Source organism: Rhodococcus sp. SMB37 (assembly GCF_004345605.1).
Classification (GTDB): Bacteria; Actinomycetota; Actinomycetes; order Mycobacteriales; family Mycobacteriaceae; genus Rhodococcus.
The window spans coordinates 14725-28694 of sequence record NZ_SLVY01000019.1 but is presented as its reverse complement, the minus strand read 5'-3'; the positions used below and the strand labels follow the sequence as shown (position 1 = coordinate 28694).

Here is a 13970-nt window from a genome sequence, read left to right as displayed (position 1 = left end):
GTCACGATTGGTTAGGCTAACCGAAAGGATTGGCCAGACCAAGCGCCCCATTCATCCTGTTTCGTCCGAAATTTTCGGGGATCCGATCCACCCGGCCACGTGACGCGCCCCGAAGCGCTCGCAAAGGTAAGGCTAACCGTATATCTTCGTCACCGGTCGTACGCAGCCGCCGCGACCGATCAGCCGCAACCGAAAGGTGTGAGCATGCAAGCACCGGTCGCCGTCGCTACCGCAACCGACCGGGCCGGACGGACCGGGCCCCCTCCGTTCGCGCTGTCCCGTCCTCACGGCACCGTGCTCGCCCACGGTGTTCACGACCGCTTCGACTCCGCCGCCGACGCCGCCTCCGCACTGCGCACCGGACGGGTTCGCGCCGTGGTCGGAGCACTGCCCTTCGCCCCCGACCACCCGGCAGCGCTCACCGCGCCCGAGGTTCTCGACCACACCGCCACCGTATTCACCACAGAAACACCTGCGCTACCGACGATCCGGATCTCCGGAGTCATGCCTGCAGAGGAAGAACACGTCGACCGCGTGACCACGGCGCTGGGCCTGCTCCGCGCCGACGACAACACGCTGGAGAAAGTCGTCCTCGCCCGAGCCCTCACTCTCGAGGCCGCGAGCCGCATCGATCCCGAAGCACTTCTTGCCGCTCTGGTGTCCCACGACACCGTCGGCAACGGTTTCTCCGTCGATCTCAGCGCGGCCGGCGCGCAGTGGTCCGGACGTCACCTGGTGGGGGCAAGCCCCGAGGTACTCATCCGCCGACGTGGCGACCTCGTCACCGCTCATCCGCTCGCCGGTTCCGCACCCCGGAGTTCGGACCCCGAACTCGACCGCGCCACCGCCGAGGAACTTCGCGCATCCGCCAAGAACCTGGGTGAACACGCCCACGTGATCGATTCCCTGCGGGCATCGCTCGAGCCGCTGTGCTCGGAACTGGACATTCCGAATCACCCTTCCCTCACCAACACTCGGCAGCTATGGCATCTGGGAACGCCGGTGTCGGGCAGACTTCGCGACCCGTCGGTGACCGCCCTCGACCTGGCACTTGCCGTCCATCCGACACCCGCAATCTGCGGTACCCCCACCGAGGCCGCCCGCGATCTGATTCACGAACTCGAAGGAGACCGCGGCTTCTACGCGGGAGCACTCGGCTGGTGCGACGAGAACGGCGACGGCGAATGGATGGTCACCATCCGCTGCGCGATCCTCGAACCCGACGGCACGACCCTCACCGCCCACGCCGGCGGAGGCATCGTCGCCGACTCCGATCCGTCCGACGAATTGGCCGAGACCACAGTGAAATTCGGAACCGTCCTCGATGCCCTCGGAGTTCGACGGTGACCGCGCCGGTCACTCTCGTCGTCGGCGCAGCCCAGGGCATCGGGCGGGCAACCGCCCTGACACTCGCAGCCTCGGGGCATCGCGTCGTCCTCGCCGATCGTGATCTCGACGGAGTGCACGAGACGGCAGCAATGCTGGAGAGCCCTGCTCCCTCCTACCAACTCGATATTCGCGACCGCGACGCCGTGGACACCGTGATCGCCGACATCGAGAGCACCCACGGCCCGATCGAGGGCCTCGCCCACGTCGCCGGAGTGTTCTCCGTCGCCTCGATCCTCGACTGCGATCCGGACGAATGGCAACGCATCCACGACATCAACGTCACCGGACTCGTCTCGGTGCTGCGGGCCGTCGGACGCACCATGCGCGACCGCAGGTCCGGATCCATCGTGGTGGTCGGCTCGAATTCTGCTGGTGTGCCCCGCATGGGTATGGGAGCCTACGGGTCGTCGAAGGCTGCCGCGACGATGCTCGTACGGATTCTCGGCCTCGAACTCGCGCAATACGGGATCCGCGCCAACATCGTCGCACCCGGTTCCACCGACACCGCAATGCAGCGGACGCTGTGGGCCGACCCCGACGACGATGACGGAGCACGTGGCGCCATCACGGGCGACCTCGCGCAGTTCAAGGTCGGCATCCCGCTGGGACGCATCGCAGAACCGGTCGACATCGCCGAGTCGATCGAGTTCCTGCTCTCGCCGCGTGCACGGCACATCACCATGCAGACCCTGTACGTCGACGGTGGCGCGACGCTGAGAGCCTGATCCACGCTGAGCTTCCCGCGCGGATTCTCGCTTCCCACATCCACGATCGTGGCGGCGGGAAGCGAAAGTCCGCGCGCGAGTTCATCTCACGCGGCGACGGGTTGTTCGACTCGGGCAGCGAGTGCCGCGTACCGGCCGCCGAGCGCGACAAGCGTGTCGTGGCTACCTCGTTCGGCGATTCTGCCCTGATCGAGTACGACGATCTCATCGGCGTCGCGGACCGTCGAGAGGCGGTGCGCGATGGTGATCGTCGTACGGCCGTGTCGCGCGGTGTCGATCGCCTGCTGCACCAGGCGTTCGGTTTCGTTGTCCAATGCGCTGGTGGCCTCGTCGAGCACCAGGATCCGCGGGTCGCGCAGCAACGTCCGCGCAATGGCGAGCCGCTGCTTCTCACCACCGGAGAAGCGGTGGCCCCGTGCTCCGACGACGGTGTCGTAACCCTCGGGCAGCGACACGATCAGGTCGTGGATACGCGCGGCGCGGGCGGCGTCCTCGATTTCCACGTCGGTCGCGTCGGCCTTCGCGTAGCGCAGATTCTCACGCACCGTCGCGTGGAGAAGGTAGGTCTCCTGCGAGACCACACCGACGAGCGCGGCGACATCGGCGAGCGACATGTCGCGCAGATCTACACCATCGATCGTGACGCGCCCCGATGTCGGATCGTACAACCGCGCGACGAGACCGCCGAGTGTGGTTTTGCCCGAACCGGTCTCGCCGACGAGGGCAATCTGAGCACCGGCAGGCACGTCGAGGGTGACGTCGTCGAGTGCGAGGCGGTGCGCGCCGTCGTACCGGAAGTCGACGTTCTCGAATCGCACTGCACCCGCGACCCGTTCGCGGTCGACGTGGACCGGTCTCTCCGGGTCGTCGATCTCGACGGTGAGGTCCAGGTATTCGAAGATCCGGCTGAACAGCGCGAGCGAACTGGTGACGGTGATTCCGACGTCGAGCAGGCTCATCAGCGGCCGGAACAGGGTCGCCTGCAGGCCGGTGAAGGCGACGAGGGTACCGATCGTCATGCCGCCGGAGGTAGCGGGCAGGCCGGCGACGAGATAGAGCACCGCGGGGATCGCGGAGAAGACGATGTTCATGGTGGCCATGCGCCAGCGTCCGGACAGCTGCGCGTGCAGTTCGAGATCTGCGAGCTCGTCGGAGGTCTGCGCGAACTTACCGGACAGTGCGGGCCCGGTGCCGAGAGTCTTGACGAGCAGCACTCCGCTGACGGACAGCCCCTCTTCGATCTGCGTTTGCATATCGGCCATGCGGCGCTGCTGGCGAGCGGTGATCACGCGTCGCATCATCGCGACACGGCGCGTGAGCCAGATGGCAGGCGGCAGCACGATCAGCGACAGTAGCGCCAGTCGCCAGCTGAGGATCGTCATCGCGACGGCGGTACCGACCACGGTGGTGACGTTGGAGGCGATGGACGTCGCCGTGGAGGTCACCACCGACTGCATTCCACCGATGTCGTTGGTCAGCCGCGACTGGATCTCACCACCGCGAGTCCGGGTGAAGAAGCTCAACGACTGCCGTTGCAGGTGCGAGAACACGCGAGTTCGCAGATCGTGCATGATCCGCTGCCCGACGGTCGTGGAAATCCACGTCTGAGCGACGCCGAGCAGGGAGCTGACGACGGTGACGGCGAGCATGCCGCCCACCACCCACAGCAGCAGGCTCACGTTCTGGTGCGGGATCGCGTCGTCGATGACGGCGCGGACGAGGAAGGGGTTCGCGAGCGAGATGACCGACGACGCGACGATGAGCGCAACGACGACGGTGATCTGCCAGCGGTAGGGGGCGAACAGGGCGCCGATGCGCCGCAGGCTGACGGGTGATTCCTTCAGCTGTTCGATGTCTTTGGGGTCGACCTTGGATCCGCGGCCTCTGCCGCCGCCCTGGCCGGGTGGGGGCTGCATCATGTGCGCACCACCTCGATTCATGATTCGTTCGTACTTAGTGAGGTTGCCTCATTAAGAGGTAACAGTCAACTGAGGTATGGTGAACGTCATGTCGGACTCCCCCGCCACACTCCGCGACCTTCTCATGGCCACCACCCGTACGCTGCGAAAACGGTGGCACGAGAGAATCCGGCCCTGGGAGCTGTCCCCGCACGAACACCGGGCGCTGCGGGTGATCGGCAACGCAGACGAACCGGCCCGGTTGGGGGTCGTCGCGAAGTCGCTGCGCATCGTGCCGCGGTCGGTCACGGAAGTCGTCGACCGGCTCGAGTCCCGCGGTCTGACCGAGCGACTACCCGACCCGGCCGACCGGCGCGCGGTGTGCGTACAACTCACTTCTGACGGGCGACGCCTACTGACCGAGCTCGACGCCGCACGCGACGCCGACGCGGCCGAAGTGTTCACCCGGCTCGACGCCGCCGAACGCGCAGAGCTCGCCCGCCTGCTCCGCAAACTCGCCGACGGTCACGACGCCGACGGTCACGACCGGGAGTCCCGCGACGGAAATTCTGTTGCCTCAGCGAACGAAGGTCCGTAGCGTCGGCGAACGTCGAACGCAGTCGAGAAGGAAGGCGCATCCATGCTGCCGGTCAGCGAACGCGACATCAGGTCGTCGTTCATCAATTGCTCGAAAGGTGACGCGAAGCGCCTGTCCGTCCCCGCCGACCTGGACGGTCTGCCCTGGGACGACCTCGATTTCCTCGGCTGGACCGACCCGTCGTATCCCGGCCGCTGCTACGTGGTGGCCGAGCAGGGCGACCGCATCGTCGGGGTCGCACTGCGACACGAGTCCGGTGGCCGCCGCCCCGCGCAGATGTGCTCGATCTGCCAGACCACGCACCCCAACGGCGGAGTGCACCTCATGGCGGCGAGCAAGACCGGCGACGCCGGACGCCGGGGCAATACGGTCGGCACCTACATGTGCGCCGACCTCGGCTGCTCGCTCTACGCACGCCGCAAGAAGACGCCGAGTGGGGGCCGTCTGTACCGCGACGACTCCCCACTCGACGGCCGGATCGAGCGCGTCCGGTCCAATCTGGACGCGTTCATCGCCCGCGTCGGCGCCTACTGAACACCGATCACGTCGTCGGCGAACCGTCGGATCGCGTCGAGCCTGGCTTGCGGATCCGACGGATCCACGCCGTACATCCGCCAGGGCGCCACCCGCACGCGAGTGACCCCGATATCGGCCAGGCGTCGGTATCCCTCGACATCGGAGACGTCTGTCGGCGACACATCGATCTCGAACGGCACATCGGCACGGCCGAATTCGGAACGGAGCTCCGTCAGTCGTGTGATCGCCGATGCCAGCGCTTCGGTATCCGTATTGACCGAGATCCAGCCGTCTCCGAGCCGCGCCGCGCGCCGCAGACCCGCTTCGCTGTGACCGCCGCCGTAGATCGGGACGGGCCGGTCAGGCGCCGGACTGATCATCAGACGATCGAAATCGTAATGCTTACCGTGGAATTCGACCCATTGCGGCCCCTCGCCGGAACACACCGCCTTGACGATCGCGATGGCTTCGTCGGTGCGCGCACCGCGAGTGCGCATCTCGGTACCGGTGAACTCGAATTCCTCGGGAATCCACGACAGTCCGACGCCGACCGCGATGCGGTTCTGCGACATCACCGCCATTGTCGCCACCTGCTTCGCGGTGAGCAGTGGATCGCGCAGCGGCAGCTTCAGCACATTGGTGTAGAACCGCACTCGCTGCGTGACAGCAGCCATCGCGGTCATCGCGATGAACGGGTCCGGCATCGGCGTCTCCGGGGCCCACATCCGCTTACCGTCGGGTGAATACGGGTAGTCGGCCGACACCGTCTCGGGATAGAATACCGAGTCGGGCAATGCAATCGCGTCGTAGCCGCATTCGTCGGCGACCCGGGCGAACTCCGGCAGGTCGCGCGCCTCGATCATCGCGGCGGGCAGTGCCCATTTCATGGGCCCTGATCTCTTCATGGGCACTGAGCTCACAACTTCACGACCCGCGACGCCGGGATCGGATGCGAATCGGCCTTGATCCAGCGCATCGCCCACGTGCCCTCGGTGTGCGAATCGGTATCGATCCAATTGCCGAATCCGGGATCCTTCGCGGCGACGACGATCGTCAACGTGCCGTCGTCGTTCAGCTTCGCCGTGTGGTTGTTGATGTAGATGTTGGTCCGGTTGTAGTCGAGCGACTCGACCCAGAAGTTCTGCAGCACGAAGTTGAAGTACTCGCAGTTCGGCACCTCGGTCTCGATCACCCAGGCTTCGTCGGCGGCGAGTTTCCAGTAGCCGTGCAGGTAGAAGATCGTGGGATCACCACCGGCGTTCTGGAACGTTTCCTGTCCGCGGTCGAAGATCTCGTTGGGCTGCCCCTGGAACTCGCGCGACCATTCCAGGAAAGTGTTCGCGGTGCCGCGGACCATGCCGATGGCCTTTCCGAGGCGGCCGGACATCTCTTCCGAGCTCAACGGGACGAATTCACCGTCGGGGTTCAGGCATTCGATGGACAGCTCGGCGGGAACCTCGCTGCGCCGGTCCCGGTACGTCTGCCGAACCGAGATGAGGTTACTGTCCGCGGCGAGCGGCAGCCACGACCCTTCTGCGGGTGCGTCGACGCTCGCGATGAACGTGAACCGCCCGTGTTCGTCGACGTCGAGATCGTGGCCGTGCAGGTCGCCGGTCTGCAGCATGGTGCCGTCGATGTGGTACCGGTTGACCCGCGACCCGAACGTCACGAGCGGCACGGTCCCCCGCGTGCCCGTGATCCGGTAGGTGTACCTACCGGAAATGTTCGCGCGCATGTACAGGTTGTCGGGGTTGTCGGCACCGATCTTCGTCATCATGTTCGGGTTCGGCGCCGAGGTGAACTGTGGCCACCGTGGATCGGTGTATTCGACGCAGTTGATGGTGGCGTAGCGCAGCAGCCGGCTCAGGTAGCGGACACCTTCGGCTTGGGTCGTCGAGTCCTGCGGGACGATCTCGTCCTGCAGGATGTTGCCGGTCTCGAGAAGATCGGCGCAGAACTTCTCCCAGGTCGCGTTCATATGATGGTCCTGTTCTTCGGTCGGTGTTCCGAGGTCCGCTTCAGGCGGTGGCGGCGAATGCCCGGTCGACGTCGGAGGCCGTGATCCCGAAGTCTTCGAGCGAGTAGACGTGCGACGGGCGACGATGCTCGGCGAGGCTGCCCTGATGCGACGCCTCCACCGCAGCACGTGTGGCGTCCGTGAACGGCATCGCAAACTGCGCGTAGATCTTCTCGACCGTGCCGGTCGGGTCTGCGACGAAATCCCGGTAGTCGACATCGATGAACTGTTCCGCGTCGTAGCGGGCGCGAGCCTCGTTGAACTCCCGGTTACCCCGCGCCCACAACTCGAGTTGAGTACGCCCGATGGTCTCGCGGTCGAACGCATCCGACATGTCGTGCTTGCCCTGCTCGGCGAGGCTGAAGGTGGACGCCATAGACGTGTGTGAATCGCGGAATGTGCGCACGATCAATGCGTCCGGGTAGGCGCGCATGATCGCGTCGATCGCGAACACATGGCTGGGGCTCTTGAGCACCCACCGACGCCCCGGGTCGTTCATCCCGATCAGCTGCAGATTCTTCTTGTGCCTCGCGTAGGTCTCAGTCCAGTCCTGCTCGGCCAACCACGTCGAGTAGGACGGTATGTACGACACGCACTCGAAGGAAATCGAGAGCATCGTCTGCTGTAGCAGCCGCCAGCATTCCTCGACTTCTTCCGCTCCCATGAAATGCACCTTCATGAGATCCGCCTCATTCTCCTGGCGGGCCCGGTAGAAGGCATCCGACCGGAGGAAATCCGCGTTCTCCGACCATGTCTCGCGAGCGGGGCGAGGCTGTGGTGATTCAGCAAGCCACATCTCGACGCCCTGATGCGCCGGGTCCGCGCTGAGCAGCCGGTGCAGCGCAGTGCTCCCCGTCCGCGTCAGGCCGCACACGAAGACAGGTCGCTCGACCGCGACGTCGACGTGTGCGGGGTAGCGGGAGAATCCGGCTTCGCTGGTCAGGCGACCCGAGAGTGCACTGACGATCATCTTGCGGGCGATCATCCGCCCCTGTGGGGTGAGATCGGCCTCGCGTTCGAAGGAGTCGAGAAGAACCTGCAGCCCTTCGAGGTAGTCGTCGCTGCCGAAGTCGCTGTATCCGGCAGCCTCACGCGCGGCCTGGTGCAGGTCCTCGATGGAACCGATGCCGTCGTAATCGTGTGTCATCCATACTCCTTGCGAGAATGTCCTTGCGAGAATGTCTCAGTGGTGGGTGTGACCGCAGTCGACATCCAGGCACTGCCCGGTGATCGCCCGCGCGAAATCGGAGGCGAGGAACACGACCGCGTTCGCGATGTCGTCGGGCTCGGGCAGCCGGCGCAGATCGGTGCCTGCCGCGACCTCGGCGTAGATCACGTCCGGATCGACACCACGCTGCTCCGCCTGCCGTTCGAACATCCGCTTCACCGAATCGGCCCAGATGTACCCCGGAGCCACCGAATTCACCCGGACGCCCTTCGGTCCGAGCTCGACCGACAGGCTCCTGGCGATCGCCAGGAGGCCCGATTTCATCACCCGATAGGCACCGAAGTTCGGCAATCGGTTCCGGATCACCATCGAATTGATCATCACGACCGAACCCTGCGACTCCACGAGCGCCGGGGCCAGCGCCTTCGTGAGAGCGAGCGAGGCCAGCACGTTGATGTCCACGCCCTGCCGGATGTCGTCGAGCGCGGCGTCGAGCAGCCCGCCATGCGCGGGCACGACGAACGCGTTGTGAACCACCGCATCGATCCGGCCGAACTCTTCGAGCGCGCTCGACGCGAGAGACTGCACCGACTCCCCGTCGGTGAGGTCGGTGGGCACACACAAAGCGGTGCCGCCGCCTGCCCGAATCTCCTCCGCGACAGCGTCGAGCCGCGAGGCAGTACGCGCTGCCAGCACGACCCGTGCGCCTGCCTCTGCGGCACGGATCGCAACGGATCGGCCCAGCCCCGGCCCCACGCCCGAGACCACCACGATCTTGTTATCGAGCAGTCGGGGGGTCGTCTGAGCAGGCCGGATCGCGGCTCTCGTCACCGCGATCCGGCCTGATCCGCGTGGGCTTCGATATCGATCACGACGCTGAGCGAGACGATCCGGCACTCGTCGTCGAACTCGAACAGGTCGGTGGCGAGGAACTCGCGCATCCCCTCGCGCTGGATCCTCAACTGTGTGGCGGCGTACCGGCCGAAGACCGTGATGGGCGAGTATCGCGTCACCGAGAACTCCACCTTCGCGCACTCGGTGTCGAACTCCCGGATTTCCTCGATCCCCCGGTAGGTATTCATGCCCAGCGGCTCGTGCTGGACGGCATCGGCCGCGAAGAGCGACACGAGTTGATCCACCTCATGATTGCTCAGATGCTTCACATACGATTCGATGACGGAGCAGATTTCGTCACGACTGGGCACAGGGCCCTCCTTCTGGTGATGAACGACTTACTCGACGAAAGTGGTCAGGCGATGATGCCGCGGTCGCGCAGGAATTCGACTACCAGCCCGCTTGCTTCCTCGGGCGTGGTCGTGGTCGTGCGGATTCGCAGTTCGGGATTTTCCGGCGGCTCGTACGGGGAGTCGACTCCGGTGAAGTTCGTCAGATCGCCGCGGCGCGCCTTCTTGTAGAGGCCCTTGGGGTCTCGCTGTTCGGCGACCTCGATCGGGGTGTCGACAAACACCTCGCAGAACTGGTCCGGGCCGATCACTTCGCGTGCCGCGTCGCGGTCAGCACGGAACGGAGAGATGAACGACGCCAGGACAATCAGGCCGGCATCCGCCATCAGCCGGGCCACCTCGGTGACACGTCTGATGTTCTCCACCCGGTCGGCCTCGGTGAATCCGAGGTCGCGGCCGAGTCCATGCCGGATGTTGTCGCCGTCGAGGAGATAGGTGTGGCAGCCCAACGCATACAACTTGCGCTCGAGATCGTTGGCGATGGTCGACTTGCCCGATCCGGACAGGCCGGTGAACCACAGCACGTGTGAACCGTGACCGTTGAGCGCCCTGCGTGCATCACCGTCTACGTCCACGGCCTGCCAATGGATGTTGTCGGACCGTCGCAGCGAATGCGCGATCATGCCGGCACCGACCGTGGTGTTGGTGAGCCGGTCGATCAGGATGAATCCGCCGGTATCGCGGTTCGCAGCGTAGGCGTCGAACGGCACCGGCCGATCGAAGCTGATGTTGCACACACCGATCTCATTGAGCGCAAGTGTGTTCGTCGCGGTCTTCTCGAGGGTATTGACGTTGACCTTGTGCTTGGGTTTGGTGATGCGGGCCTGCACGGTCATCGTCCCGATCTGACACACATAGGGACGCTCGGGCAGCATTTCGTGTTCGCCCATCCACACCACGTGCGCCTCGAACTGGTCGGCCACACCGGGCAGCGCCTCCGCTCCGGCAAGCACATCTCCCCGGCTGACGTCGATCTCGTCAGCGAGGGTGATGGTGACCGACTGACCGGCGACGGCCTCGTCGAGGTCTCCGTCCATGGTGACGATCCGCGCGACAGCGGATTCCTTGCCGCTGGGGAGAACTCGCAACCGGTCGCCCGGTCGAACAGTTCCGCCGACGATCTGGCCGGAGAAGCCGCGGAAGTCCAGGTTGGGACGGTTGACCCACTGCACCGGCATACGGAACGGGCCATTGCGCAAGTCGTCGTCGATCTCGACGTCCTCGAGATGCTCGATCAGCGTCGGCCCCTGATACCAGGGTGTGTTGGAGCTGCGTTCGGTGAGGTTGTCACCGACGTACGCCGACATGGGAATCGCGACGACGCCTCCGAGCCCGATCTCGTTCGCGAAACTCGTGTATTCGGCGACGATGTCGTCGAAGACCTCCTGTGAGTAGTCGACCAGGTCGAGTTTGTTGACGGCGATCACCACGTGGCGGATGCCGAGGAGTGAGACGAGGTACGAGTGCCGACGGGTCTGGGTGAGCACACCCTTGCGGGCGTCGATGAGGATGACTGCGAGGTCGGCGGTGGAAGCCCCGGTCACCATGTTGCGGGTGTATTGCTCGTGGCCCGGGGTGTCCGCGACGACGAACTTGCGCTGTTCGGTCGAGAAGTACCGGTATGCGACGTCGATGGTGATGCCCTGTTCGCGTTCGGCGGCCAAGCCGTCGACGAGTAACGCGAAGTCGAGGCCCTCGCCCTGGGTGCCGACCTTGCGTGAGTCCGCTTCGAGTGCGGAAAGCTGATCCTCGAAGACCAGTTTCGACTCGTAGAGCAGGCGGCCGATCAGGGTGGACTTGCCGTCGTCGACGCTACCGCACGTGATGAAGCGGAGCATGGACTTGTTCGCGTGCCGCGCGAGGTACTGCTCGATGTCGTCGGTGATCAGCTCCGAAGGCTGAGTCATCAGAAGTACCCTTCCTGCTTCTTCTTCTCCATCGAGGCGCTGGAGTCGTGGTCGATCACGCGACCCTGGCGCTCGGAGGTAGTGGTCAGCAACATTTCCTGGATGATGTCGGTCAACGTCTCGGCCGTGGATTCGACGGCGCCGGTGAGCGGGTAACAACCGAGGGTGCGGAAGCGCACGCTCTTCAGCTCGGGAACCTCCCCGGGCAGCAGCGGCATCCGGTCGTCGTCGACCATGATCAGGGTGCCGTCGCGCTCGACGACGGGTCGCTTCGCCGCGAAATAGAGCGGAACGATCGGAATGTTCTCCTGTCTGATGTATTCCCACACATCGAGTTCGGTCCAGTTCGACAGGGGGAACACCCGCAGGGACTCACCGGGCGATTTGCGGACGTTGTACATTCGCCACAGTTCGGGCCGCTGCTGTTTCGGATCCCAGCGGTGCTCGGCGGAGCGGATCGAGAAGACGCGCTCCTTGGCGCGGGACTTCTCTTCGTCGCGGCGGGCTCCACCGAATGCGGCGTCGAACTTGTGGAGGTCGAGGGCTTGCTTGAGACCTTCGGTCTTCCACATGTCGGTGTGGGTCGCCGATCCGTGCGTGAACGGGTTGATGCCCTTCTCGACACATTCCGGGTTCTGGTAGACGACCAGGTCGAGATCTCCTGCGGCAGCGGTCTCGTCACGCAGCTTGTACATCTCGCGAAACTTCCACGTGGTGTCGACGTGGAGCAGCGGGAAGGGCGGGCGCGACGGGTAGAACGCCTTGCGGGCGAGGTGCAGCATCACGGCGCTGTCCTTGCCGACCGAGTACAGCATCACGGGGTTCTCGCTCTCGGCGACCGCTTCCCGCATGATGTGGATGCTCTCGGCCTCGAGACGCTCCAGGTGTGTCAGGTTCTTACCGATAGTGGGACTGCTCATCGTCCGAGCACCTCCAGTGCTTTGCCGGCCAGTTCGGGGCGGCAGATCAACATGTCGGGCATCCAGGGGTCCTTCTGGTTGTAGCGGGGTTCGGAGCCGTCGATCCGTGAGACGTGCAGGCCTGCGGCGCGAGCAACCGCTACGGGTGCCGCCGAATCCCACTCGAACTGGCCTCCGGTATGGGCATAGATATCGACCTCGCCGCGCACGACGGCCATGGCTTTCGCGCCGGCCGATCCCATCTCCACGAGTTCCCCACCGAGCGCGCGCGCGAGGGCGAGGACGGGTTCCGGTTTGCGGGTGCGGGACACGGCCACGCGAGGAGTTCGCGGTAACGGCGAGAGGGTCGCGGGAGTATCACCCGTCGAGTAGGTGACCCCGAGGGCGGGCATCGCGACCGCTCCGACCGTCAGCAGTCCGTTCTCGACAAGGGCGACGTGCACGGCCCAGTCGGTGCGGCCGTGCTCGCCGAACTCGCGGGTGCCGTCGAGCGGGTCGACGATCCAGACGCGATCCGCTCGGAGCCGCGCATGATCATCGGCACCCTCTTCCGAGAGCACCGAGTCGTCGGGAAACCTCTCCGCCAGTGCGAGGGTGAGGTAGTCGTGACTCCGCAGGTCTCCCATCCGCCGGAGCTGATCCGGGTCCGCGTCCGCAACCTCGGTATCGCGCCGGAGGCCGAGGAGCAATTCCCCTGCTGCAGTGGCTAATTCAGAGGCAGCGAGCGCATCGCCGGCGCTCCGGGAGGGATGAATCGATTGTGTCGCCGAGACGGCGCCGTGGTCCATGAATGAGACTCTAACCACAGAACGAACATTGTTCAATCCTATTTCGAACAATGTTCGATCTCATTCGGCAGCGCCACGCCGATGCGGGCATCGGCAATTACGACACCCCGGCTACGGTGGGACGATGGGCGAATCGAGCAAGAGATCGATTTACGGAGACGCGGAGGCCCGGCGTCGCCGCACACTCGATGCGGCCGCAGCCCTGCTCGACGAGGGCGGGTACGCAGCGCTGACGATCCGCTCGGTCGCGAAACGCTCCGGAACCAGCGTCGGACTGATCTACCAGTACTTCACCGACAAACAGGACATCTTCACCTCACTGCTCAACGAGAGCCAGATCGAGTCCCGTTCGTTCGTAGCAACTATTCCCCGCGACCGGGGAGTCGCCGCCCTGCTGGCGGCGGTCCTCCCCGAGTCGACGCGTCAGTGGGGCCGAGTCGGCCGCTTCACCGCCACCTGGCGCGACATCGAAGGCGACAACCGCGCCGAACGCGAGTCGGTACGAGAGGTGCGGCGGACCGCGCGGGAGTACAACACCGAACTCCATGCCGCACTCACAGAAGCCGCGGAAGCCGAAGGCCGCGTCCTCCGGGACGACCCGTCGATGCTCCCCTTCGTTCTGTCCGCCCTCCAGGGTGTAGCCGACACCATCGTCCACAACTGGGCAGCCGATCTCGACCACACAGAACTCACCCGATTCGCTGCCGAGTCACTGACCAGGGCGATCACAGTGGACGACAGGTCGCGGACACAGACCTGACATAGACCCGGCCGAACGTCCCACTCACCGGTATCCAGCC

The 13970-nt window shown here is 65.1% G+C and carries 14 protein-coding genes; 5 read left to right on the top strand and 9 right to left on the bottom strand.

Annotated features, from left to right (window positions below):
* The first annotated feature begins 204 nt into the window (after window positions 1-204).
* Together EV641_RS24645 and EV641_RS24640 are read left to right on the top strand one after the other, a co-directional pair.
* Window positions 205-1347 carry an isochorismate synthase gene (locus EV641_RS24645; RefSeq protein ID WP_132475350.1) on the top strand — a complete coding sequence of 381 codons (1143 nt, stop codon included), beginning with the start codon at window positions 205-207 and terminating at the stop codon, window positions 1345-1347.
* Window positions 1344-2114 (top strand): SDR family oxidoreductase, encoded by a 771-nt coding sequence (locus tag EV641_RS24640; RefSeq protein WP_132475347.1) that lies wholly within the window; start codon window positions 1344-1346, stop codon window positions 2112-2114. The genes EV641_RS24645 and EV641_RS24640 overlap by 4 nt, the downstream gene beginning before the upstream one ends.
* An 86-nt stretch (window positions 2115-2200) precedes the next feature.
* Here the strand turns inward: EV641_RS24640 and EV641_RS24635 are convergent, their stop codons facing one another.
* A complete protein-coding gene (locus EV641_RS24635; protein WP_132475344.1) occupies window positions 2201-4033 on the bottom strand; it encodes an ABC transporter ATP-binding protein in 1833 nt (610 codons plus the stop codon).
* Window positions 4034-4121: 88 nt separating this feature from the next.
* Here EV641_RS24635 and EV641_RS24630 point away from each other — a divergent pair, with 88 nt between their 5' ends.
* On the top strand, window positions 4122-4610 hold the full coding sequence (locus EV641_RS24630; protein ID WP_241997448.1) for a MarR family transcriptional regulator: 489 nt from the start codon (window positions 4122-4124) through the stop codon (window positions 4608-4610).
* Window positions 4611-4652: 42 nt separating this feature from the next.
* The gene (locus tag EV641_RS24625; RefSeq protein ID WP_132475338.1) at window positions 4653-5144 is read left to right on the top strand and encodes an FBP domain-containing protein; all 492 of its coding nucleotides are present in this window, start codon (window positions 4653-4655) and stop codon (window positions 5142-5144) included.
* On the opposite strand, the gene EV641_RS24620 is transcribed toward EV641_RS24625, so the two are convergent.
* The 8 genes from EV641_RS24620 to EV641_RS24585 are packed head-to-tail and all read right to left on the bottom strand — an operon-like array spanning window position 5138 to window position 13170.
* Complete coding sequence (locus tag EV641_RS24620) at window positions 5138-6013, bottom strand: TIGR03619 family F420-dependent LLM class oxidoreductase (RefSeq protein WP_132475335.1); 876 nt, start codon at window positions 6011-6013, stop codon at window positions 5138-5140. The genes EV641_RS24625 and EV641_RS24620 overlap by 7 nt on opposite strands.
* Before the next feature lie 29 nt (window positions 6014-6042).
* Window positions 6043-7104 carry a DUF1214 domain-containing protein gene (locus tag EV641_RS24615; protein ID WP_132475332.1) on the bottom strand — a complete coding sequence of 354 codons (1062 nt, stop codon included), beginning with the start codon at window positions 7102-7104 and terminating at the stop codon, window positions 6043-6045.
* 40 nt (window positions 7105-7144) lie between these two features.
* Window positions 7145-8290: a sulfotransferase gene (locus EV641_RS24610; protein WP_054714015.1), complete on the bottom strand. Its 1146-nt coding sequence runs from the start codon at window positions 8288-8290 to the stop codon at window positions 7145-7147.
* 36 nt (window positions 8291-8326) lie between these two features.
* Window positions 8327-9142, bottom strand: coding sequence for an SDR family oxidoreductase (locus EV641_RS24605; RefSeq protein ID WP_241997447.1), 816 nt, complete (start codon window positions 9140-9142; stop codon window positions 8327-8329).
* Complete coding sequence (locus EV641_RS24600; protein ID WP_054714012.1) at window positions 9139-9516, bottom strand: nuclear transport factor 2 family protein; 378 nt, start codon at window positions 9514-9516, stop codon at window positions 9139-9141. The genes EV641_RS24605 and EV641_RS24600 overlap by 4 nt, the downstream gene beginning before the upstream one ends.
* A gap of 44 nt (window positions 9517-9560) precedes the next feature.
* A complete protein-coding gene (gene cysN / locus EV641_RS24595) occupies window positions 9561-11462 on the bottom strand; it encodes a sulfate adenylyltransferase subunit CysN (protein WP_132475329.1) in 1902 nt (633 codons plus the stop codon).
* Window positions 11462-12367, bottom strand: coding sequence for a sulfate adenylyltransferase subunit CysD (gene cysD / locus EV641_RS24590; RefSeq protein WP_132475497.1), 906 nt, complete (start codon window positions 12365-12367; stop codon window positions 11462-11464). The genes cysN and cysD overlap by 1 nt, the downstream gene beginning before the upstream one ends.
* An 11-nt stretch (window positions 12368-12378) precedes the next feature.
* Entirely contained in the window at window positions 12379-13170 is a 792-nt protein-coding gene (locus EV641_RS24585; RefSeq protein WP_132475326.1) for a 3'(2'),5'-bisphosphate nucleotidase CysQ, read from the bottom strand.
* Window positions 13171-13294: 124 nt separating this feature from the next.
* Here EV641_RS24585 and EV641_RS24580 point away from each other — a divergent pair, with 124 nt between their 5' ends.
* Window positions 13295-13930: a TetR/AcrR family transcriptional regulator gene (locus EV641_RS24580; protein ID WP_054714009.1), complete on the top strand. Its 636-nt coding sequence runs from the start codon at window positions 13295-13297 to the stop codon at window positions 13928-13930.
* Window positions 13931-13970: the final 40 nt, after the last annotated feature.